At 46.4% G+C, this 18,924-nt stretch carries 10 protein-coding genes and 1 tRNA gene; 5 read left to right on the forward strand and 6 right to left on the reverse strand.

All coding sequences use genetic code 11. The features are described 5' to 3' along the window. The first annotated feature begins 187 nt into the window (after positions 1 to 187). The gene (locus tag QUF61_RS01865) at positions 188 to 1,633 is read left to right on the forward strand and encodes an IS1634 family transposase (RefSeq protein ID WP_455423527.1); all 1,446 of its coding nucleotides are present in this window, start codon (positions 188 to 190) and stop codon (positions 1,631 to 1,633) included. Positions 1,634 to 2,057: 424 nt separating this feature from the next. On the opposite strand, the gene QUF61_RS01875 is transcribed toward QUF61_RS01865, so the two are convergent. Further along, on the reverse strand, positions 2,058 to 4,034 hold the full coding sequence (locus QUF61_RS01875; protein ID WP_289680192.1) for a DUF1302 family protein: 1,977 nt from the start codon (positions 4,032 to 4,034) through the stop codon (positions 2,058 to 2,060). A 707-nt stretch (positions 4,035 to 4,741) separates the two neighbouring features. Here QUF61_RS01875 and QUF61_RS01880 point away from each other — a divergent pair. From QUF61_RS01880 to QUF61_RS01895, 4 genes are all read left to right on the forward strand, one after another. Further along, positions 4,742 to 6,766, forward strand: coding sequence for a sodium-translocating pyrophosphatase (locus QUF61_RS01880; RefSeq protein ID WP_103921709.1), 2,025 nt, complete (start codon positions 4,742 to 4,744; stop codon positions 6,764 to 6,766). Positions 6,767 to 7,204: 438 nt separating this feature from the next. Further along, positions 7,205 to 8,770 carry a 2,3-bisphosphoglycerate-independent phosphoglycerate mutase gene (gene gpmI, locus QUF61_RS01885; protein ID WP_103921710.1) on the forward strand — a complete coding sequence of 522 codons (1,566 nt, stop codon included), beginning with the start codon at positions 7,205 to 7,207 and terminating at the stop codon, positions 8,768 to 8,770. 217 nt (positions 8,771 to 8,987) lie between these two features. Then, a tRNA-Lys gene (locus QUF61_RS01890) sits at positions 8,988 to 9,100 on the forward strand. A gap of 20 nt (positions 9,101 to 9,120) precedes the next feature. Continuing rightward, positions 9,121 to 10,989, forward strand: coding sequence for a hypothetical protein (locus QUF61_RS01895; RefSeq protein ID WP_289680194.1), 1,869 nt, complete (start codon positions 9,121 to 9,123; stop codon positions 10,987 to 10,989). 52 nt (positions 10,990 to 11,041) lie between these two features. On the opposite strand, the gene QUF61_RS01900 is transcribed toward QUF61_RS01895, so the two are convergent. Genes QUF61_RS01900 through QUF61_RS01920 form a run of 5 tightly spaced genes read right to left on the reverse strand, consistent with a single transcriptional unit; the run spans position 11,042 to position 18,533 of the window. Next, on the reverse strand, positions 11,042 to 11,485 hold the full coding sequence (locus tag QUF61_RS01900) for a hotdog fold thioesterase (protein ID WP_289680195.1): 444 nt from the start codon (positions 11,483 to 11,485) through the stop codon (positions 11,042 to 11,044). 3 nt (positions 11,486 to 11,488) lie between these two features. Next, positions 11,489 to 12,646, reverse strand: a complete 1,158-nt coding sequence (locus QUF61_RS01905; RefSeq protein ID WP_289680196.1) for an AMP-binding protein — start codon at positions 12,644 to 12,646, stop codon at positions 11,489 to 11,491. After that, complete coding sequence (gene menC / locus QUF61_RS01910) at positions 12,598 to 13,680, reverse strand: o-succinylbenzoate synthase (RefSeq protein ID WP_289680197.1); 1,083 nt, start codon at positions 13,678 to 13,680, stop codon at positions 12,598 to 12,600. Before menC ends, QUF61_RS01905 begins: the two co-directional genes overlap by 49 nt. Next, positions 13,670 to 15,352 (reverse strand): 2-succinyl-5-enolpyruvyl-6-hydroxy-3-cyclohexene-1-carboxylic-acid synthase, encoded by a 1,683-nt coding sequence (gene menD / locus QUF61_RS01915; RefSeq protein WP_289680198.1) that lies wholly within the window; start codon positions 15,350 to 15,352, stop codon positions 13,670 to 13,672. Before menD ends, menC begins: the two co-directional genes overlap by 11 nt. Positions 15,353 to 15,374: 22 nt before the next feature. Next, a complete protein-coding gene (locus tag QUF61_RS01920; protein WP_289680199.1) occupies positions 15,375 to 18,533 on the reverse strand; it encodes a CHAT domain-containing protein in 3,159 nt (1,052 codons plus the stop codon). Positions 18,534 to 18,924 lie beyond the last annotated feature (391 nt).

Consider the following 18,924-nt stretch of genomic DNA (forward strand, 5'->3'; position numbering starts at 1 on the left):
TCATCACGCTATTCGTTACGCTCAGGAGGTATTAAAAATACTTCCTGAAAATGTAAAACCGATTAATATTGAGCAGCTATTTACAGAGATTCCTGTGCTGGGAAGGATTCATGAGAGAAAAATGGCTGCTTAGTGGCGAAGGTATTGATAAAGTTAATTATTTAATTTTTTTGAATTTACGTCACGGATTCAGGATTTAGCTCTTCATGCCGCAGAACAACTAGGTTTGAGGGATATTTTGAAGGAATTGGGATTTAATCGTCACCAGATAGCTGCAGCTTTGGGTAATATCATTGGGCGCATTACCAAGCCTGCAAGCGAAGCGGCTACCCACGAGTGGCTACAACAACACAGTGCTTTAGGTGAACTGCTGGATTATGATTTCGAAGGCATGGCGGCAAAACGACTTTATGAAGCCTCAGATATGTTATGGAAATACCATGACCAGTTGGAAGAACAGCTCTACCGTACTGAAAAGAACTTATTTTCCTTTGAGGAAACCGTCACCTTGTATGATTTGACCAATACCTTTTTTGAAGGTGCATCTCAGGGCGGTAAACTAAGCAACTATGGTCGTTCCAAAGAAAAACGTACCGACGCACCTCTGGTAACACTTGGATTGGTCTTGGATAAAAGTGGATTTCCCCGTAGCAGTCGCATTTTTCCTGGTAATGCATCCGAACCTGGAACCCTGGAAACCATGCTGAAAGGGCTTAATGCCAACCCAAAAGCCATCATCATCGTTGATGCAGGAATCGCCACCGAAGACAATATCAGTTGGCTTAAAGCTAAAAAATACCATTATCTGGTCGTCAGCCGCAAACGCAATCGCCAATTTGACCAAGACCAGGCTGTTACCGTCAAAGAAGTAGCCGGGCAAGAAGTCAGCGTCCAGCGAGTTGTCAACGAAGAAACGGATGAAATTGAACTCTACTGCTATTCCAAAATCCGTGAAAAAAAAGAACAAGCGATGCAAAATCGTGTCTGTGAGCGTTTTGAAGAACAGCTCCAATATCTACATGATGGACTAAGCATAAAAGGCCGCGCTAAAAAATACGGGGTCATTATGGAACGTATCGGTCGCATCAAGCAACGATTTTCTCGTGCAGCCCAGCATTATCAAATTACGGTCGAACAAGATAAGGATAGTGATAAAGCCATATCCATTAAATGGATACGCCAGGAGAAGTCTGGCAGCCAGGCCACACATCCTGGTGTTTATTGCTTGCGTACAGACTTGAAGGATTCGGATGAAAGCACCCTATGGCATACCTATACCATGCTAACCGATCTTGAAGCCGTCTTTCGCAGTTTAAAATCTGAATTGGGTTTACGTCCCATCTATCACCAAAAAGATAAGCGTATCAGTGGCCATTTGTTCATCAGCCTACTCAGCTATCACCTGATTCATACGCTACGTACTCAGCTCAAGGCGAAAGGCATTCACAATAGTTGGGAACAACTACGCAACTTATTGCACACCCGTAGCAGAATTACCGTAACCATGAACAATCGTGAAGGCAAAACCATCCATGTGCGCAAATCGACACAGGCAGAACCTTCACAACAAAAAATTTATGATGCTTTAGGCATTTCTTCCCAGGCTGGAATTTCTCAACGCACCATCTTCTAACTGACAAGGAAAAACTTTGTAGTGCCATAACAAGGCTAAAAAAATTTCAACTCATTGGTTTTTAAGGGGAAGTTTGAAGTAGGTGGCAAACTTGGGTAGCGAGGGAAAGCTGGTTTGAGGCAGATTTTTTCATTATTTGAGGCGAATATTGGGTATATTTAACGAAAATAAGGGGGAAATCTGACCAAATCCAGCTTTTCTGTAGTAGGTCTTGTGTTCTCAGGCAGCCTCCCTGGCAATAATCACGGAATTCATCCGCGTTCATTTTGCCACGCAGGCTGTCTGCGATGTTCCAGAGTTGTTGTTCGAGTTGTTTTTTTTGGTCTATGGTCATGAGTTTTTATTTTTTCGGGTTAAGGGCAAGGGGGGGGGACACATACCCGGATATTGCATAAATATCCGGGCTAAACTGGCATAAAGCGGGTTATTCCATCAAATACTGTATGCCCAGTTGAAAATTAGAGGCCTGGTGCAATTGCCCAAACAAGCTGTTGCGACTGCCAAAATAATGGTTCCATTCCACCGTGCCAAGCAGTTGGTCGCTGAAGACATATTCCAGATTTAAACGGTTCCAGTTACCCCCGTCATTTTTATATAAAAACAGATTATTCACGCGTCCGCGCTGGGATTCGCCAAAGGGCTTGGATAAAAATACCGAGATAAAGTTTTCCATTTTATCAGCTTTTTTCAGGTTGTTGCTCAGGTGCATGGTGCTTTGTGCTGCCGTGTAACGTCCCTGATTTGCGCCCTGAGCATAACCATTACCCGCTTCATCAATATAATCCAGATTAATAAACTGTATCCATTGTAAACCCACCGTCAGGTTGGTGAGTAGTGTAATATCCGCGCCCACTGCATATTTAAAGAAATCCGCAGATACGGTGCTTAAACCTTGCGCCATATCACCAATCGCCAGTGCATCACGATTAATCACCGGGGTTTTTACGCCGTGTTCATAGACCATTTCACCGCGTAGAATAATGGAGCCAAAGCGTTTGCTATCAACTTGGGTATCAAATGACCCGCCTATGCTGTGTATACGTTGTAGTGATTCTTCAAATACCAATGTCGCAACGCCGTCGTTTTCCGCCAGGGGATCACGGGCATTAAATACACTGCCATCATCTTTGCGCAGGCGCACGGTGCGTACCGTATCCCCCGTCACCCCCTGTTGGTCAGTGATAAAGGATTGTAAACGCTGGCCCTGCGGGTCTTCCCAGTGTACATTCACTACTGGATTGGCATCATAATGATAAAGATAATTCAAAGAATAATTGACCTGATCCTGCCAATTACCTTGATAACGCAAACCAAAATTCACCTGCTCATCATTTGGATATTTTCGCCGGTAGCGGGTCTGTGCCTGAGAAAAGCTATCAAACGTGGAAAATGAAGCCTGCGCCAGATATTCAAAGGTATTATCCGGCTGGCTGGCATCAAACTCAGCTTCCACCAGGTTGGTTACGTTTTCATTGCCGCCCAGACCCGGCGTTTGCGCGACAAAATCTAAAAATTTTGCACAGCTATTGATTGTTGCCGGTATGCCTGCATCCGCAACTGGTTTGCCCCCTGGACAAAATGGACTGCTGCCATTAATAAAATCCTGCACTGTAAACGTATTGCCGCCTACGCTTTCTAATTTCCCCGATAAACCGCCTGTGAACGCTGCGGCAAATTGTCCAAAAGCAAACGCGGTGTTACCCAGTGCCGGGGTGATATGGGTAAAGCCATTCACCGGCCCGGTAATGGCGTCCACGCCCCGGGTCATAAACGCTTGTCCAGCTTCGCCACCTGCTTGCAAGCCGGGAATGCGATTAGGCACGGCCTGCACTGCTAATAATTGTAAGTTACCGGTGTCACCTATGGATTGTTCCAGCTTTGCCATCCACACTGGAATACGCGCCTCTTCCGGTGTATTTTGAAAAAACTCACGATAATCGGTGGGATTGAGCTTATCCAGCAACTTAACCCCGTCAGCCGTGCCCCACACCACTTGCTGCTTACCCAGGCGAATATCGGTATTTTCCCCCAACGTGTAATCAATATAGGCTTCACGTACATAATCCTGTTGGCTGTAAAGCGTATGATGTTTTTTAAGGTTGTCATGCTCACCTTCATCATAATAAGCAAAATTTAGTTGCATATGCCCGGACAGGTTTTCAGTCAGTTCGCTATTAAGAAATAAGTTGGCGGAAAATTCCAGTTTACTGAAATCACCACTGCGATGTTGCGGTTCTGCTGCACCTGAATGTCTGTTACGCTGCCCAATCACAGCGCCACTACGGGTAAAAATTGCGGTTTCATTTTTCAGATAAGCATAGGTTTCGACTTCGATGGCAGCAGCGCTGCTAGCAAGGAAAAAGCAATAAAAAAATAAACTGAAAAGGGGGAGAGTGCGCATGATGATAATTCTCTATTTTTTGGTATGAGAAAATAAAACATAGCTATTTTTAACAGCAATTTCCAGAAAAAGCATCGATTTCTTATTTTTTTATCTTTATCCTGATTAAAAAATCACTGTCATTCACTTAGGAGTGAGAATTTTATAACTTCAGCAACTTGGCTGGTCTTTCCCTCCATTTTCTGCGTTGTGAAAACAGTTACATAGCTTGCTATGCGCCTGTTTTCACGCCTTGAAAATGAATAAAAATCCTGCGCCCAGTTTCTGCATTTATTTCATCCTCACTCCTTAAAAGAAATTGACATGAGCGCCAAGCAAAGAGGGGTAATTATCGAATCTCTGGAGGTATCGACATCACCCCCAATAAAAAACAAACATTATTAAAAAACAGCAGGCACAACAGGCCGAACTACAACAGTTACTCGCGGAACTGGCTCAAAAAGTTGCCAAACTACGTGGTGGCGGTCAACCCGCTATCTATACGCCAAAAACATCGCAAAACTGAAACGGCCTTAAATAAGGTGAAAAAAATGATTTATCGTTTTATTTTATAGACGCATTAGTTTTCACGAATAGCTGATAACAGAGGTTTATGAGATGATCCTAATGCTCGATCTGAAGTTTTGCCAGAAAAAGCTGTCTGATCACCCGGAATGTTCAAGTATCAGGCAGGTTTATTATTTTCCAACTTCTCATAAGGAGAAAACATGCCATTATCCTTGCTTATCATTCTGGTATGCGCACTCATAGCGATTGGCTATGGTGTCGTATCTATTTTTAAAGTACTTGCCTGCTCCCCTGGCGATGGTGAGATGCAACGTATCTCTCAAGCTATTCAGGAAGGTGCTTCCGCTTATCTGAAACGCCAATACATGGCCATCGGTATCGTTGGTCTTGTATTGCTGGTCGTTATTTTCTTTGCGCTGGGTACCTTAACCGCTGTCGGTTTTGCCATTGGTGCAATACTTTCCGGCTTAACCGGTTTTGTGGGTATGCACGTTTCCGTGCGTTCTAACTCACGTACTACAGAAGCAGCTAAACAGGGCATTAACCCTGCGCTGGATGTTGCCTTTCGTGGCGGTGCCATCACCGGTATGCTGGTGGTTGGTCTTGCGCTGTTAGGCGTTGCTGGTTTCTATGCGGTATTGCTGGGTATGACCCCTGAAGGTGAGGCTGTCAGCCTGTCACCACTGGTTGGTCTGGCTTTTGGTGGTTCCTTAATCTCCATTTTTGCCCGTCTTGGCGGTGGTATTTTCACTAAGGGCGCTGATGTTGGCGCAGACTTGGTAGGTAAAGTGGAAGCAGGTATTCCTGAAGATGATCCACGTAACCCAGCAGTTATTGCCGATAACGTCGGTGATAATGTGGGTGATTGCGCGGGCATGGCGGCTGATTTGTTTGAAACCTATGCCGTTACCGTGGTTGCGACCATGATTCTGGGTTTATCCATTTTTAATGATAACCCTAATGCCATATTGTACCCTCTGATGCTGGGTGCAGTTTCCATTATCGGTTCTATTATCGGTACCTTCTTTGTACACGTTAAAGAAGGCGCAAAAATCATGTCTGCGTTGTATCGCGCCTTGATTATTTCTGCTGCTTTTTCCTTGGTGGTTTATTATCCGGTTACTGCCTGGATGATGGGCGGTGAAGGTCAACCTTATACCGTAATGCAACTGTTTGGCTCCGCTGTTGTGGGTCTGATCATTACTGCGCTGATGGTAATTATTACTGAATATTACACTGCAACAGAATTCAGCCCGGTTAAAAAACTGGCTGAATCTTCTACTACCGGTCACGGCACCAACGTTATTGCCGGTCTGGCTTTGTCTATGGAGGCAACTGCTGCACCCGTACTGACAGTTTGCGCTGGTATTTATGCTTCTTATGCAATGGCAGGACTTTACGGTATTGCGATTGCTGCAACCGCCATGTTATCCATGACTGGTATCATTGTTGCGCTGGACGCTTATGGCCCGATTACTGATAATGCCGGTGGTATTGCTGAAATGAGCGATCAGGATGAGTCTGTTCGTGAAACTACTGATGCACTGGATGCAGTGGGTAACACCACCAAAGCCGTTACCAAAGGCTATGCAATTGGTTCTGCCGGTCTGGCAACCCTGGTACTGTTTGCCGACTATACCCGCGAACTCAGCCATCATGGTGAAAAAGCCTTATCCTTTGACTTGTCTAATCACATGGTGATTATCGGCCTGTTTATCGGTGGCTTGATGCCTTACCTGTTTGGCGCAATGGCAATGAAAGCCGTAGGTCGCGCAGCGGGTTCTGTGGTGATTGAAGTACGCCGTCAGTTCAAGGAAATGCCGGGTATTATGGATAAAACCCAGAAACCGGATTATTCTAAAGCAGTTGATATGCTGACTAAATCCGCTATTGGTGAAATGATTGTACCTTCTTTATTACCTGTTCTGGCTCCTGTGGTTGTTGGTTTGACCCTGGGCGCGGAAGCTTTAGGTGGTATGCTGGTGGGTTCTATCGTAACCGGTTTGTTTGTGGCAATTTCCATGACCGCTGGTGGTGGTGCCTGGGATAACTCCAAAAAATACATCGAAGATGGTAATTTTGGTGGTAAAGGTTCCGAAGCCCATAAAGCTGCGGTAACTGGTGACACTGTTGGCGATCCTTACAAGGATACCGCAGGCCCTGCTATCAACCCATTGATCAAAATCATCAATATTGTGGCATTGATGATGGTACCTTTGTTGTAATTGGGTAAGTTCTCCCACACATAAAAAAACCGGCCTCGTGCCGGTTTTTTTATGTGTGTATTTGTCGGCAAATGCTTAGGAGTGAGAATTTTATAACTTCAGCAACTTGGCTGGTCTTTTTCTCCATTTTCTACGTTATGAAAACAGTTACATAGCTTGCTATGCGCCTGTTTTCACGCCTTGAAAATGAATAAAAATCCTGCGCCCAGTTTCTGTATTTATTTCATCCTCACTCCTTAGGTAAGCTAACGCAATAATTGTGTCATTTGCATTATGTTATAATAGTAGGGTTTAGATGCCTTAAGCAAGTGCAAACAAGCTCCCAGGCACCCTTTCAAGGCAACACAAAGCCACAACAGAATCTGTTATCAATAGAACAGCTTAAACGCGCTTTAAGCGCAGCTTCCACCGGACATCACTAATTTAAGGAATTAAAACATGAAACCAACCTGCCGCCCATTAACACTAATAATTATGGATGGTTGGGGTTATTCTGAGCAAGCTGAGTATAATGCCATTGCCCAGGCAAATACACCGGTTTGGGATCAGTTATGGGAAAGCAATCCCCATGCTTTTCTGGATGCTTCCGGGTTTGCCGTTGGCCTGCCGGAAGGACAAATGGGTAACTCTGAAGTCGGGCATCTCAATCTGGGTTCGGGACGCGTGGTCTACCAGGACTTTTCACGTATTGGTCAGGAAATCAAAAACCAGCGTTTTAAGCAAAATCCGGTACTCCAGCAAGCAGTCAAAGCCGCCACTGAACAAGGTAAAGCCGTGCATATCATGGGTTTATTATCCCCTGGCGGCGTACATAGCCATGAAGATCATCTATTTGCCATGCTTGAGCTTGCCGTGCAACAAGGCGCGGAAAAACTCTACCTGCACGCATTTTTGGATGGGCGTGATACGCCACCGCGTAGCGCAAGCAACAGCGTAAAACGTGCGGAAGAATTATTTAAGCGTCTGGGTACAGGGCGCATCGCCTCTTTAGTCGGGCGTTATTACGTCATGGACCGGGATAAGCGCTGGGATCGGGTGCAGCAAGCCTATAATTTACTAACCTGCGGCATTGCGCATTACCACGCAGATACAGCACAAGAAGCCTTGGCGCAGGCCTATGCGCGTCATGAAAATGATGAGTTCGTAAAACCCAGCCTGGTGGGAGAAACGGTACGGATTGCCGATGGTGATGCGGTGGTTTTTATGAATTTCCGTGCTGATCGCGCCCGGGAAATCAGCCGTTGCTTTCTGGAACAGGATTTTAAAGGCTTTGAGCGCCAGTGCCAGCCTAAACTCAGCCAGTTTGTCTCTCTGACACAATATCAGAAAAGCCTTGACTGCGCAGTGGCTTATCCGCCTGAGCAATTACCGCAAGTTTTAGGTGAAGTGTTATCCAACGCGGGTATGCGTCAGTTACGCATTGCTGAAACTGAAAAATACGCGCATGTTACCTTCTTTTTTAATGGTGGAGAAGAAACCGTTTACCCCGGTGAAGATCGGGTTTTGATTCCTTCGCCAAAAGTGGCAACTTATGATTTGCAGCCGGAAATGAGTGCCATCGAAGTCACCGATCATCTGGTTGCTGCGATAGAACGTATCCACAGCCAGCCCGATCAGGCTTACGATGCCATTATTTGTAATTTTGCCAATACTGATATGGTGGGGCATACCGGCAATATAGACGCAGGTATTAAAGCTGTGGAAACCATTGATCACTGTCTGAGCCGAATTCTGAAAGCCAGCGCCAAAGTCGGTGGTGAAATGCTGATTACCGCCGATCATGGCAATGCAGAAAAAATGTTTGATCCCGACTCCGAACAAATGCACACCGCGCATACCAGCAACCTGGTACCTTTCGTGTATGTCGGGCCGCGCCAGACTGAGGTGAAATCCGGGGCATTAAGCGATGTTGCGCCAACCATACTGACGCTGATGGGCATGGATATTCCCGCAGTCATGACAGGCCATAGCCTGGTTTCACTGATTAAAGCAGCTAAGGAATAGTCAGTAAATAACTAACGCACTTATCTTTTTATCCGGCTTCTGCGTTGTGTAAACAGTTACATAGCTCACTATGCGCCTGTTTCCACCAGGCCTTCCAGGTTTTAAACTAGAAGGCTGTCCGAGAACAAGCTAATAAACTTTATGCTATATTATTAAACGTGGGCAAACGGCGTTCCTTAACACTTCTGAATAAAGTATTTACGCCCCGCCCGCGCCTGGGGAAGTAGCTCAGTCTGGTAGAGCACCGTATTACTCTCCGCCGATGGCACCGAGAGTTCCTTAACAGGCCTCTTAAGCCGGTGGTCGCAGGTTCAAATCCTGCCTTCCCCGCAATTATTAAGGGGATAGCTATGGATGCCGTATTACGATTATTTAACGCGATTCAGGTTGAAAACAAGCAACCGCAGGATATGCCAGAGTCCGTTTTGGCGCGAACACTCAAAAACGGTTATGTCCTCGATCCCGCTATCCATCCAGATGCCTGCTTACTGGAGACTATTGAGCGCATCATCGGATTTTCCGGCGAAAAAGCCAATGCCGCTTTCCATAAATCCTGGAAAGTCATTCAGGAATCCTCAATAGAATCACTGGTTGTTCAGCAACTTATCCACTATGTCACCACCTATGGCTTTGAATCGCTCGGCCTGTATCAGCAGGATAGGGTTTATATTCCCCACGAAAAATTAGCGATTCCCGCGCTCAAAGACGATATACCCTTAATTATGATTAAGGCGATGGATGCCAATGAAATTCTTAATGCAATTATTGATTTGGCTTCAGGTATTGCACTGTCCCAGGCAACGCTGGATGACATGATGGCAATTGTCGCAGCCAATGCTTACCAACAAACTTTTATCGAAAAAATACAAAACCGTGAATTAAAAGCCTTGCTTTACGACCACTATGGCATTGTGCCGTCCGATCCAGAAGAATTTCTGCGGCATCTGCTCAGTAAACTGACGGATGAATCCCTGCTCATCAAGAACAATGCCTTGATTGAGAAAATCAAAAGCGCAAATGGCAAATTTTTAGATGAATTATTGAAAAATGCACCGGACAATCTGGCAGCTATTTTCTTCCGCTTCAAACCCCTGTTCCTGGCGATGAAGTCCATCTCGCGTAATAAGTCATTTTTCAACCACTTGCGCAAGCAGGCAAAGCATTTACATCGTCCGCTCCCGGTGGACTACCTGAATAGTATAACTGCCCAAATCAAGCAAAATACTTTAGATTTGAACAGGCTTGCGGCTGTTTTGAACAAAGCCCCCATTTTCCGTAAAATCCGTCTGGCCTATGCGCTAAACCACCGTCTTCATGCGGGAAATTCCATTGTTTACCGTGTGCGTAATGGTCGAGGCTGGGCCACTGAATTTGACTGGTCGGACACGCTGGAACAAACAACACAACAAGCGCTTGATACGGTGCTTGCCGCCATCACCGATGAACTGCGCAAAAATCTTGAAAACAAGCTGATTTATATCCCGGAACACGTTCATTACGCCCTGCCAGCAACAGAAAAACAATTTACCGGCAACCTGCCCACAGGTACTTATGTTGCAGTGCCACAGGATTTGATTGTCGGTATCCACTGGGTGAATAGCAAAAATCGGGTTGATCTGGATTTATCTGCGATTGGTCTGAGTGGTAAGACTGGCTGGGACGCGGCCTATCGCTCGGATAAGGCTAATCTGCTGTTCTCCGGCGACATGACCGATGCCCCGCCACCACACGGGGCTTCTGAACTGTTTTATATCAAAAAAAATATCGGGGAAGCCAAACTATTGATGGTGAATTATTTTAATTTCAACAAAGGCGATGAGGTTAGAATGAAAATACTGGCTGCCCGTGAGATGGCGAAGAAATTTGGTGAAAACTATATGGTAAACCCCAATAATATCGTTACCTGCACTGAGCTTAATATCAGTAAAAAACAAAATGTAATCGGCTTGATTGTAAATATAGATAATGAAAATCGTATGTATTTTGCCAATATCAGCATTGGCAATTCCATTACCGCCAGCCATAATCCACACACCACCTATGCCCGTGAGTATTTATTCCACAGCATGGTTTATACGCTGGATTTTAGAACCATTCTGCGTATGGCAGGAGCATCTGTGCTTGATGAGAAACCAGAGGATGATGGATATATCGACCTGTCGCCGGAAGCATTGGATAAGACGACAATTATTAACTTAATCAACGCATCAGGCCGATAAGCCTTGGGTATTTTATTACCGGCTTGCCAGTAAGCAACCCAATTGTGAAGCTTCAAAGTTGTGGTTTTAAATTATTTTGAGTCAGAATACGGGTGGTCAATTGGGCTGTACAGATGAGCGCCTCTTGATTATCCCGTATTTCAATCTGCCAAAGGTGGCTTTTTCCACCCAGATGAACAGGTTTTGCCATACCTGTAACAATACCTTCAGCAACGCTTTTGATGTGGTTGCCATAAATGGATTGACCTGCCGGGTAAAACCGGTTGGAGTCTACGCACAAATAAGAGCCAAGACTGCCCAGGGTTTCCGCTAACACCATAGAAGCCCCGCCATGTAACAAACCAAAAGGTTGTCGGGTTCGCTCATCCACCGGCATGGTGCCGATTAAGGCGTTATCCTGTATCTGACTAATCTGGATGCCTAAATGGTGAATCATGGCGCTGTCAAAGTCTTTATTTAATTGCGCCACTGTAACGGGCTGGAACCAAATGCTCATGTTTTAGATGCCTTTATGATAAGCCAACAAGGTACGCATCCGATCCAGCTTGCCGCTATCCGTCATGCTAAATTGGGACACGGTTTTAATCTGCCGGGGGCAAGCATATTTCGATTGACTCACTTTGCTGCAATCATTCAATAACTGTGTTTGCGCTGTCTCTTCCAGGTCTTGCCCCTCAAGCAGCAATGTCAGGCATTCACCCAATTGCTTATCATTGATACCCACTATCATATAACGCCGCTTCAATTTTTGCATAACGGGAAATAATGCCGCTTCAATCTGCTCCGGGTGAAACTTCAAGCCACCGCTGTTAATCACAAAATCCAGCCGCCCCAGCCAGTGAAAACTTGTTGCAGTATACAGCTTTACCTGATCCCGGGTATGCAATGGCCCGTCACATAATGCGGGTGCATGAATAATCAGACAGGCTTCCTGGTTTTGTTCAAAATGAATACCGGGCAATGCCTGATAGTATGGTCTTGCAGGTGCTGGCGCAAGACGGCGCAAAGCAACGTGGCTTAAGGTCTCCGTCATGCCATAGGTGAGATAAACCGGGTTTTTGCATTGGCAAAGCCAGCTTTCTAATGCCGGTGACGGCGCAGCGCCGCCGACCAATAAATGTTTAATCTGATCTACTGCGCCACGGTTTTTTTTATTGGTCTGCATCAGTCCCATTAATTGTGAGGGCGTGGCAGCAGCCAGACAGTATGACTGAAGTGGAATATTCATGGCCTGCCAGGTTAGTCTGGGTTGCAGCGTAATCAAATCCAAACCGCCAATAATGGCACGAACCAGCATCATTTTTCCCGCCACATGGCTTGCCGGTAAAATTAGTAATGCCTTGCCTTTACCGGAAATGCCTAAAGCATCCAAGGTTGCGCGGGCGCTGCTCGCCATGCGTGATTTTTGCGCAGTAATGGTTTGCGCCGGGCCGGTGGAGCCGGAGGTTTGCAGGCTAATGTGTTCATCCGGCCCGTACCATGCCTGTAAAAATTGATAAATATCGTTTTTCCAGGCAGGTAGCTTAGTCTGTTCCCGTTCACGGCTTATTAATGCGATTAAGGCGGCGGGATCATAATAAATACCATTTAAGCTTAAACCCATCTGCATTAAGGATTTCCCAGTACCCAGGGCCGTTCTGGAGCATAATGCAGCCACTCGCCTTCCTGCACCAGTGGCGAGACTATATTATTTTGAAAAACACGCCCCGTTCCCAAACCTTGTGGCATTTGCGTGTTTAAGGTCGCAGCCCATTGTGCCAGGGCATTTAATCCAATATTGGATTCTAACGCGGAAGTCAGCCACCAGCCTATATCTTGCTGTTTGGCGCAGTTTATCCAATCCAGCGTTGCAGCAAAACCACCCAGTAGCGTGGGTTTTAAGATGATAAATGCCGGTTTGATCGTTTCTAACAAGCGGGTGCGTTGTTCCGTGCTGTCAATGCCGATGAGTTCTTCATCCAGGGCAATAGCAATCGGTGAATCAAGACACAGTTTAGCCATGTACTCATGCTGCCCCGGCGCAATCGGCTGTTCAATGGAATGGATGTCATATTGTGCCAGTTGCTTGAGCCTGTCCAGCGCGGTATCGGCTGAAAATGCGCCATTGGCATCCAGGCGAATTTCTATTTCGGAGGCACTGAAACGGCTGCGCAGGTTTTTTATCATGTGATATTCCTCCTGCCAGTTTAATGCACCGATTTTTAATTTGATGCAGGAAAAACCTGCTTGTAGTTTGTCTTCAATCGCTGCCAGCATGGTTTGGGTATTGTTCATCCAGATTAGGCCGTTAATCAGAATGTTTTGTTTACCCTGCACAAAAGGTGAATCAAATAAAATTCGTTGTCCGCCACCGAGCAAGTCTAATAAGGCCATTTCAACCGCAAAACGAATGGATGGCTGGCTTATTGCTGCCAGCGCAGCCCTGGTGCCATGACAGTGTAAATCATGGCAGAATTGCGCCAGTTGGGAAGGCATTTCCGGCAAGGTTTCAGGGCTTAAGCCAAACAATGGCGCGGCTTCGCCAAGACCAAACTGCGCCGGGTTAGCACGATTGTGGATACGCAGCAACCAAATCTGGCGCTCGGTCATGGTGCCGCGTGAGGTTGTGCCGGGAAATTGAAATTGTAGTTTCATGCTGCGCCAGTTGGCTTGCAGTGCTGGCAGCGTAGCGTATTGTTTTTCAAGTATCATGTGCGTGCTTCAAAGCGAGATAAACCCTTTTATTGTCCTCTGGTGCTAAACAGATTTCAACAAGCCTGGCTTGTGTTGCATTTTCAGCCAGCCACTTTGCTGCCTGCAAACCTGCCTGCCGTGTTGTCACACGTTGATAGGCCAGAGCATATTCCAGGGCAATTTGTTGGCAGTTTAACTGTTGCCGGGTGACAAAATATTCCTCGCACTCTGGTTGCTTCGCGCAATCATCAAGCATTTCAAAAATTCTGCCACCGCCATTATTCAAAACCACAATACGCAGATTGGAGGGGATTTTTTCCAGCCAAAGCGCATTGCGGCCATACTGAAATGCCATATCACCAATAATAAGCAAGTGTAACTTATCCGATAACAAACTATGACCAATCGCCGTTGCCAGACAGCCATCAATACCTGAGGTGCCACGGTTAGCCCACACCGCACCCTGTGGCGGTGCAATACCCAATAAGCAGGCATAACGCACGCTCAGACTGTTAGCCAGATGTAATTGGGTGCCAGATGGCATGGCCTGGATGAGCTGCGCAACTGCTTCGGCTTCTGAATAGGGCTGTTGCTTGAAAGCATCCTGAATAAAATATTGATTGGCCTGATGTACCATTTGCCAGCGTTTGGCAACCGGGTTCAAAGCCTGGGGTTTGATTTTTTTTTGCAGTGTGTGAAAAAAACAAACTGGATCGGCTGAAATTCTCTGAGTCATGGACTGAAAAGTATCAGCAATATCCGCGCCTGCTTCAATATGCCAGTGCTGCCGGGGGGGGTATTGTCGAATCAGTTTTTTTAGCTTTTTGGATAAAACCGATTGACCAAAGCTAATCAGCAGTTCCGGCGGCTCGGCTGACCAGCTTGCTGCGCTGCGATCCGATAACTGACAGACGCTTTCTGTCGGTGGCAGGTTGCTTAATAGCTCAGCCAGAATCACGCTGCCAGATTTTTTTGCCAGTGCGATGACAGCCTCTGCCAATGCGGGTTGCGGGGTTAATTGTCCGCTTAGCAATAAAATGGACTGCACATTTTGAAAGTTATCAATTAATGCAGGCCATGCCGATTCTGAGACAATGCTTTGACACAGTGGTGCCTGAATAATATTGAATTTTTCTGGCAAACCCGGTAATTCTCCGGGTTCGGGGTACAAGGGTTCCCGTAGCGGTACATTCAGGTGAACCGGGCCAGATGCTTGCTGTTTAGCCTTGATTAGCAAATCCGACAGAATGCGGACAGCAAACCAGCAGGCATCAGGGTGGTTTAAGTCTACCGGCCATGTCGCAGATGTTTTGACATGTGGCCCATAAAGCTTGGTTTGCCGGATGGTTTGTCCATCACGCTGGTCAAGCCAGTCACCGGGCCGATCTGCCGTCAGCACCAACAACGGTACTTGTTGATAAAAGGCTTCGGCGATGGCAGGGGCGTAATTTAAGGCCGCAGTGCCTGAAGTGCAGATTAAAACCACCGGGCTTTGTGACTGTTGCGCCATGCCCAGCGCCAGATAAGCGGCGCTGCGTTCATCAACCACGGTATGGCAATGGATGTGTGGATGGCGGGAAAAAGCCAGGGTCAGCGGCGCTGAGCGGGAACCGGGAGAGATGATGGCCTGTTGCACGCCGTGCTGGTAGCTGATTTCTGGAATCAGGGTGATATAGTGGTGTGTTTTCATAAAAAATCTTATAAATATATTTTTATAGCCAATTCCCCATTAAAATAAATGCTGCCCAATAATAAGGATGACGATAATAAACTGGATAAGTGCTGTTTGTTTGTGGCTGAATAAATCCCAGTTGTGCACGGCGCAGGGCTTCGGCTTTATTATCCCCCTGATGATGGTTTTCATAAAGCTTCTGCATTAATAATCCAGTACTGCGGTCATCCACCGACCACAGGCTGGCGATTACACTTTTTGCACCATTTTTCTGTGCCAGTGCGCCAAAGCCCTCAATTTCCCGACCGCTGCCCTGTCCGATGGAACCCACTGCTGTCTGACATGCTGACAAGGTAAGTAAATCCACACCGGCAAAGGCATAATGCTGACGGATTTCACCCAAGTCCAGATGGCGACCATCTCCCAACAACAAATAAGAATCTTTTTCCGTGCCGGGGCTGAATACAAAATGACTGGCGATATGCAGCACCGGATAATCCTTGCCCAACACGCCCTGAAATTGTCCGGCGTTAAAGTCATCATTGAGATAAATCACGCCATTCAACACACCGTCTTTATCTTGCGGGTTTTGTACGATGATACTTTCCAATTCCTTAGCCACCGCAGGCAGCGGTGCAAAACCTTCAATCGCCTGGGTCAGCCCCAGCCCTGCCAGTAGCCATTGTTGCAGCGGTGGTGTGGTGATGTGCTGTTTTGCCGCTTCGGTGTAATTGACCAGCGCATAACGCTCCAGCAAAAATTGCTTGCCATCATATAAAGCCGCCAGCGGCACATAACGCAAAGCACCATCCAAAGATAACATCAAGGTATGGACTTTAGCCTGTTCCAATGCAGGTGCAATCGGGGTGATGAGCTGTTGGTACAGACTGTTACCGCGTGAGCGGTAACTGCGGTTGCGGGGATCGCGCAAGGCGGCACGCAGATTGGCAATCAATTGATGCAGCTTTTGCGCACTAATCGGCACACTGCGCACTTGCTGCTGCCTGGCGGTGGTTAGCAGGATATGCAATTGCTGTTCGGTAATCAGATAATGTAATAAGGCCACGCCTTGTCCGGCCTTATCCAGCGTGTGTAAATTTTGTTGTAATTGCTGTAAATGCCGCTGGTTGTCTTCGCCTAAAGTAATTTTTTCCCCGGCATCCACGGATAATGATTCTGCATCCTGGATAGCATCCAGCCATTGCTGAAATGCCTGTAATACAGCTTCCAATTCTAAAGATAATTGTTGACGCTGCTGTTGTTCTGTCGCTGTCAGGGTTTGGGCATGGGCCTTTTTACGCAGCATCCGCAACTTTTTACCAATGGCGACCAGTTGTACATTAATACTGGCATAAGACTGGTTCCAAGCTTGTTCCTGTGAATTGTAATTTAAGTGCTGCCACAGGTTTTGTATTTTTGTATCACGCCGCACAAAATCAAAATATTCTTCTTCCTTGAGCATTGCCAGCACTTGTTGGGCCTCGTTCAAACGCCCTTGCTGAATCAATAAATCAGCCAGTTCTTCATAGGTTTTGGCCTTATCTTTGATAAATTGCTGTTGCAGGCTTTGTTCTAATACGGATAAATCACTGCGCAGTTTTTGCAGATTATTCACCGCCTGCTTGCCAAACAAAATCGCAGCAGCAGGGTGGCTGTCACGTAATAACAGTGATTGCAGGCGTAAAGCACGGATTTCTCCCACCCGATCTTGCAGGCTTTTCGCCAGTGGCAATGCCTGGTTTAACCATTGCTGGGCTTGTGTCGGCTGCTGCTGGAGATAAGCCAGCCAAGCCAGGTTCAGCAAACTGCGCTGGCTTAATAAGGGATCATCCAGTTGCTGAGCCAGTTTTTTAGCATGCTCAAAAGGCTCCTGGGCGGCGGCAAAGTCTGCTTTTGCCAGATAGATACGCCCCAATTGATTCAGTGCCAGCGCCTGACCATGCGGGTTATCGATATGTTTTAAGATGTGGTAGGCGCGCCGCTGGCTGTTTAGGGCTAAGTCGGCCTTATCTTGTGCCAGATAACAGCGGCTGAGTTGATTCAGCACCAGACTCAGGGTGTTTTGATCGCCTGCAACATGTTTCGCGGCAGCTTGCAGGTGAGTTTCTGCGCGACTGTAATCCCCCAGTTGCATGGCCCATTGCCCCAAATCAATATGGGCATGTAAATATTTGTGCTGCAAGGCGGCTTCAAACGCCGCCAGCGCGGCTGGATAATCTCCCAGTGCCATCTGCGCACGCCCTGCCTGCCAGCCCAGATAAGCTTGCTGACGTTTGCTATCAGTTTGTTGTTGCAGGCGCTGATAAATGTCCAGGGCTTTCTGATACTGTCCACTGTCATATAAACGCTCTGCCTGTTGTATGCTGTTTTTTTTATTTTCAGCCTTGCTGATATGAATATTATCAATCCAGAAAAAACCGCTATTCAGTGACAAAATGCGAAAATCAATCAAATCATTGTGCCCGATGTTAATGTCAGCCTGGAAATGTTGCCAGCCATAAGTACCGGGCGGTGGTGCGGGCAGGCGTTTATTCCAGCCCGGATCAACGGCAAAACTGATTGCGCCAGGTTTTAAGTCACGCGCCTTGGCATCGTATTCAATATGATAAACCTGATTTGGCTGCAAGCCGCTGATGCGCTGGGAAAGCGTGCTGAATACGTGCGGCGCGTTGGGCGAAGCGTTGCCAATCTGCAAGGCGCGTTGTCCACTGCGAAATTCAGCCGTATCTATTTTCATAAATGCCTGGGCGTTTTTACTGTTCCACCACAGACCAAAATCAAACTTGCCATCCTCACGCTCATAATGTCCCGTACCCCAGGGAAACAACAAACCGTCTTCAAAGCCGCCGTTTTGCAGCAAATTATTGCTGATTTTTGTGGGTTTGGTGTGTGGCAGGGCTTGTTTGAGTTGTTTGGCGAGGCTAAAACTTTTGCGGAACAACTTGGTTTTACCCTGCACCATCGAACAGGCAGCAATATTATTTACCAGTTCTGAAAAATGCGGCGGGCGCGGTGTTTGGCTTTTCCATTCACTATAGAGTTTCAGATATAAATCCTGAGCTTTTGCGTATTGTTGTTGGTTAAACAAGGCATCGGCTTGTTGCAGGCGGCTATCTGGGGGCGCGGCAAAAGTAACAGCGCAACTTATAGACAGGCTGTAAAGTAGTAGCAGGTGAAGCTTTGTGATTTGTATGTGCATAATTCTCACCTTTTTAATGAGGCAAAAAATATTAACCTATTTGGACGGTCAGAAAAACGACTGTATTGTCAGTTTGATGGTCTTAAAAACAATATTAGGAGTGAAGATGAAATAAATATAGAAACTGGGCGCAGGATTTTTATTTATTTTCAAGGCGTGAAAACAGGCGCATAGCAAGCTATGTAACTGCCTAAGTCCAAATAGGCACAACGTAGAAAATGGAGAAAAAGACCAGCCAAGTTGCTGAAGTTATAAAATTCTCACTCCTTAGCACATGGGTAGAGGACGGTATTCTTCACAGAATTTGAGGAATTAAAGTTTCCCAGAAATTATTGACATGAATCTAATTCAAGCATGAGTTCATGTAGTTATAAGTTTTTTCTGTGTTTTC

Source organism: Candidatus Venteria ishoeyi (genome assembly GCF_030378065.1).
GTDB lineage: Bacteria > Pseudomonadota > Gammaproteobacteria > Beggiatoales > Beggiatoaceae > Venteria > Venteria ishoeyi.